The organism is Paenibacillus sp. 01T442 (assembly GCF_056398345.1).
This window is the reverse complement of sequence record NZ_JBFTPF010000157.1, coordinates 1-4940: the sequence shown is the minus strand read 5'-3', so window position 1 is coordinate 4940 and position 4940 is coordinate 1. Positions and strand designations below refer to the sequence as shown.

At 38.4% G+C, this 4940-nt stretch carries 6 protein-coding genes; 3 read left to right on the top strand and 3 right to left on the bottom strand.

Annotated elements, in window-relative coordinates; genetic code table 11:
- The 3 genes from AC1DLM_RS34770 to AC1DLM_RS34760 form a co-directional block, all read left to right on the top strand.
- On the top strand, positions 1 to 374 hold a 374-nt coding region (locus tag AC1DLM_RS34770; RefSeq protein ID WP_477572548.1), incomplete at its 5' end, for a GNAT family N-acetyltransferase.
- Between the two features lie 223 nt (positions 375 to 597).
- Complete coding sequence (locus AC1DLM_RS34765; protein ID WP_477572547.1) at positions 598 to 1107, top strand: hypothetical protein; 510 nt, start codon at positions 598 to 600, stop codon at positions 1105 to 1107.
- A 560-nt stretch (positions 1108 to 1667) separates the two neighbouring features.
- A complete protein-coding gene (locus AC1DLM_RS34760; RefSeq protein WP_477572546.1) occupies positions 1668 to 2174 on the top strand; it encodes a GrpB family protein in 507 nt (168 codons plus the stop codon).
- Between the two features lie 235 nt (positions 2175 to 2409).
- On the opposite strand, the gene AC1DLM_RS34755 is transcribed toward AC1DLM_RS34760, so the two are convergent.
- The 3 genes from AC1DLM_RS34755 to AC1DLM_RS34745 all read right to left on the bottom strand — a co-directional run bounded on the left by AC1DLM_RS34755 (position 2410) and on the right by AC1DLM_RS34745 (position 3726).
- Positions 2410 to 2622, bottom strand: a complete 213-nt coding sequence (locus tag AC1DLM_RS34755; protein WP_477572545.1) for a hypothetical protein — start codon at positions 2620 to 2622, stop codon at positions 2410 to 2412.
- A gap of 15 nt (positions 2623 to 2637) precedes the next feature.
- On the bottom strand, positions 2638 to 2958 hold the full coding sequence (locus AC1DLM_RS34750; RefSeq protein ID WP_477572544.1) for a hypothetical protein: 321 nt from the start codon (positions 2956 to 2958) through the stop codon (positions 2638 to 2640).
- 276 nt (positions 2959 to 3234) lie between these two features.
- Positions 3235 to 3726: a hypothetical protein gene (locus AC1DLM_RS34745; RefSeq protein WP_477572543.1), complete on the bottom strand. Its 492-nt coding sequence runs from the start codon at positions 3724 to 3726 to the stop codon at positions 3235 to 3237.
- Between the last annotated feature and the right edge of the window lie 1214 nt (positions 3727 to 4940).

Here is a 4940-nt window from a genome sequence, read left to right as displayed (position 1 = left end):
CATCTGTCTATTTTACCATAATAAAAGAAGACGGCATCCCGATTGGCAATACCCAATTGTTTAATATCCATCCTTGGTCCAAGCATGCKGAATTTGGTATTTGGATTGGGGACAAAATGGTATGGGGGCAAGGTTATGCTACAGAAGTGACAGGTGTTGTCCTGGATTTTGCATTCGAGCGTTTAAACCTTCATAAAGTGTATTTGACRGTAGATGCTGATAATCCTRGTGCTATTCGGAGTTATGAAAAGGCTGGTTTCAATAAGGATGGCATACTAAGAGACGAAGTCTATAAAAATGGTCAATATGTCGATCGTATAATGATGAGTATTTTAAAGCATGAATACTTAAAACTATCTAGTTGTTCCAAATAACAAAGCATATAGGAAAACCATTCTGGAAGAAACTACGAAAGATAGTGTGCTTTCTCGAAAAATTGAATGTTACGCTAACGGAAAACTATAGTCCAATCACGACATGAAGGCAGCCGCATATGATCGGCTGCCTTTGTCCATTGACGAACGGGAGGATAGTGCAACAATAATTTCCAAATTGCGTCTATATTATCGACTGCACAAACTGGAGTGAGGTGGTAGTTTGAATAAAAAAAACTTARCTGTTATTTTATTTATTTGTATTATATTCAGTTTGARTRTWCTACGCCCTAATACGGCGTATGCATGTAGTTGCGGCAATCCAGGCATCGAAAAAAGATTTGAACTATCTAGTGTCGTATTCACAGGTACGTTAATAAGCAAAGATAAAGATGGCGGGAACATTTTTAGTACGGATAGGATTTGGAAAGGCAATCATCTCACAGATGGATATGTGTATAGTGGGTTCTATGGTATGTGTGGGACAGAATTTGAAGTAGGAAATAAGTATCTAGTTTATACAGAAAATCTTAAAGGTAAAGAATCCACCAGTATTTGTAACGGCAATAAATTGATTACTGAGGCAAGCAAAGATATTCACGCTCTCAACCAATTAACAGAACCCGCGTGGAAAAATAAATCATTACTTATAACTGCTTTTGCTTTCTCAATAGCAATCTTAATAATATGGAGAGTTAAATTGAGGTTCAAAAATAAACGTCCCTTACGCTAACGAAGAACGGTAGCCAACCACTCTGCTAAACGAGCAGTCCGCAAAGGATATTATAGAATGAGGTGAACTCTGTGGGATATTGTCGCCTTAGTGGTAAAGAGGTTTATTATAAAAGTATAAAAGAAATTACTCCTCAGGGTTTATACTACATTGATGAAGGGGAAACACACTATATTGATTTTCTCGAGTGCAGAAAAAATTTTGTGAATTATGTGAATTCATCTAACGACTTTAATAAAACAGATTTAAAAGAAATTGAATCGAAATGTGTGGCTTGGCGTTGTAGTTTGCAAATTGAATTTTTTAGTGAACCAAGAATAAAGATAATAATCCCATACAAAAAAACGCTGTGGGAGAGAATTACAAAGCGAAACTTTCGTAAGTGTTCTCGCATTTATTTAGACTTACTATATCGAATACGGGATAACGGATGGTCAACATTTGACTTAAGTTAGCTGATGATTCGTTGAACTAACGAGGAACGATAGTTTAATCATAATATGAAGGCAGCTAGCGTGAACGGCTGCCTTCATCTGTTAAAGTATAGCAGGAGGGGTTTGATGGGCGCCGGTTTAATAGTACGTGATTATGACCCTAGTTGGGTTCAATTGTTTCAACAGTTACGAGGTTTTGTATTTCCTGTATTAAGCGATCTTGTAGTCACAATAGAACATGTTGGCAGTACATCTGTTCCAGGCTTGGCAGCCAAACCAATTGTTGATATCGACGTGGTTGTGCGTGCGCAATCAGATGTCCTTAAGGCTATTCAACGGCTAGCCACCCTTGGCTACGTTCATGAAGGGGACTTAGGAACTGCTGGACGAGAGGCTTTTATTCCACCTTCCAATGTAACCTGGCATCACCTATACGTCTGCACCATGGACAACGCCGAGTATAAGCGCCATGTTCTGTTTCGAGACTATTTAAGAAGTCATCCAGAAGATGCCAAACAATATGGTGACTTAAAGTTGGAACTTGCACAACGATTCGAGAATGACCGTTTGGCTTACACGAATGCCAAAGGCGACTTTGTAAGAGAGGTACTACAACGTGCTGGTTGGAAATGATATTTAGTTTAGTCTTTATTATTACGCTAAAGAGTAACGAGGGAGTTCAATGAATGAGATGGGATCTGCGTCTGCGGATCCAGTTTTCATTTGGTTTTGAAACACAACAAAGGCCACAAATGGATGCATTCCGCTAGTGGCCTTTGTTGTACAAATGCCCCTGATTTATACTACTTTAACAAGAATAGGTTTACAATTCCCCTCTATTTCATTTCAGCAGGTATCTCAGTGCTCTTCACTTCTCTTCAATGGTTTGCCATCCACTAGTAGTACCGTAAGGGATCAATATTTGTGAATTCCCCGTCAGCCTATTAATTTTCACTACTAAAGGCAAATTACTACTACCATAAGCTGAATGGTCGTACCGATACAACGTTGGATACACAAGAAAACTGAATAATACAATCAAAACTGCTCCGACACCCAGGACACCTAAGTATTTCTTCATCGCCGTTCAACTCCCCTATTTCAATGACCCAGTATGCACTTCCAAGCAACGTCCACAAAGTTTATACGGTAAGCCTTTTAATTCCATACGGTCAATCAGATCTTGTATGTCCGTCGAACATAGCTTTGGATGATCAGACGTAATTGGGTTATCCCGATTCTTCAGTGGGGGACTGTCCAACGACTGGCACCGTTTTGCAGAATGAATTATATTCGTCATAGGTGACGTTGGAGTCCAAGTGTTGAAGTTAAGTACGAATCCTCCAGGATTATGCTTACGCCATTCTAGATATGCAGGTACTTCACTTTCTTCCATAAATCCCCGGTAATTGTCCAAGAGCTTTCCTCCTACGTCCCAAATTACAAAGCAAATTTTCTTCAAATACATTATAGACACGCAGCCGCGGTTCTTGATCTAACGTCCTAGGTAATAACATTAATACGTATACAAATGTAGGGAAATGCTTCGTCAGACCAAACAAATTGGCGGGATCAGTCTCACTCATCAATTTACGGTATCTATCTAAAAAGTTGCTATGCCCTGTGGCTTTGTAGTCTATGTAATCTAACCTAGCCTTCGTAAGTCTGATTCACGGCAGTCGAACAATTTCTCTTATCCAAACAATGTTCTCCAAAATGATCTCTTTTTTTCAGGACTATACTCAATGCCTGCTAAAGTGTAAATACGTTGGTGATACAAAGGATCAAATCTATCTAACAGACGTACTTCTAAAATGAAGTTTTGAATCTCACTCATCAATTCAAGGCTAATCATCTTGCTTGTGACCTTTTGCATCGCAGGAGCAATTCTTGGATCGTCCGAGGGAATCTCTCCTGCCCGCATTGAGTGGAGAACCTTATTCACTTCAATAGCTTCTTTATCTGGGACAAATGATCCAATTCCTGCAATTGACGTAATCATAGATTGCTCTGTGTCTTCATTGAGAGTATCGTATTCAATTAGATAAGCAAGGAACAACTTAGCTGCCTTTACTATGGTATCTTTATCGCAAGGAAGAAGAGACTCTCTTCGTAGAATAGCTTCTTCAGTGGCTAATGCCGCACCATATTTGTTGATAATTTTTCGAGCCTTATCTAACTTCATATTTTTGAACACTCCTAATCAAATATAAGATATTCGTCTCAACTAACTTATGCACTATTCGCTCCGCTGTCCTTAAGGATATTTAATGAACTGAGTTAAAAAGTTCATCAGAATTTTATCAGTCACCTTTTGAATGATCAGCAGAAGCTTTTGAATCTTTAAATTCTCAATGAATTCATCGTTACGCTAACAAAGAACGAGACTTCGATAATATCAAGAGGCAGCCGACCTTATTGGATCGGTTGCCTTTTCTCAACTATCGGGCAGTAGAGCGGGGAAATATCCCTGCGCAAATATCCATTATATATTAATATTAAATGGACATATTTAGCATAAAGTTGCCTAATTAAAGATGATATGAACAAAGTAGCACGTCTAATAATCGTGTTTCGGCTGCGGTTCCGAATTGAGAAGATGAACAGATATAATGAAAAAAGATTAGTGCTATTATAATTGTAATAAAATCTATATGAAGCAAAAACAGGGCTTGTTTCCAAAGTGGACAAGCCCTGTTTTGTTAATTCACTCACCAGATGCGGCGCGGATGTCGATCGCTATAGTTGTCTCATCATAAACTGTGGGTAAATGATTCGGGCGAGATGATGAATAATACATTCTTCCGATCGCTAACGTTTGTTGACGTAACAAAGTATCTTTTGGATTTTGCGACAATTTAAAAGGGCACGGGCAGCATTGCGTACAACACAAATTGCTTCGAAACAAATACAAGCTACTAAGCGTCTCCTTATCAAAGGATGGTGGCTAATGGCCTAAATACACATTTTAGTCATAAGTGTTGTAATGCTGTTGTTTTATCATTGATCTTTTGAAGCGAAGGTGGCTTAGTGAGGTCCTACTGGTATCTAGTCTTAAATCCATAAATAGGAGAGAAGTGTAGCCGTTCTGATTCACGTAGCAAGTTAAACATTTCATGAACGATTCAAATCAGGACGGCAGTGTCTTGGCGTATTGAATCCTACTGTCACCGTAAAAAATTATACGCAGTAAATAGCAATATGATGTCTGAAGAGATTGTGACACAATCAAAAAAGGGTGTGAAATATGAAAAAAAAATTATTGCTTTTGATTATGATAATGTTGATGCTAGCATCGGCTTGTGAAAATGTTGAAATGACATCAAATCAAAATACTTCTAGTGAGCCTAAACTTGAAACGGATGGGTCTATTATAAAACCATCCGATTATTGTCTAGT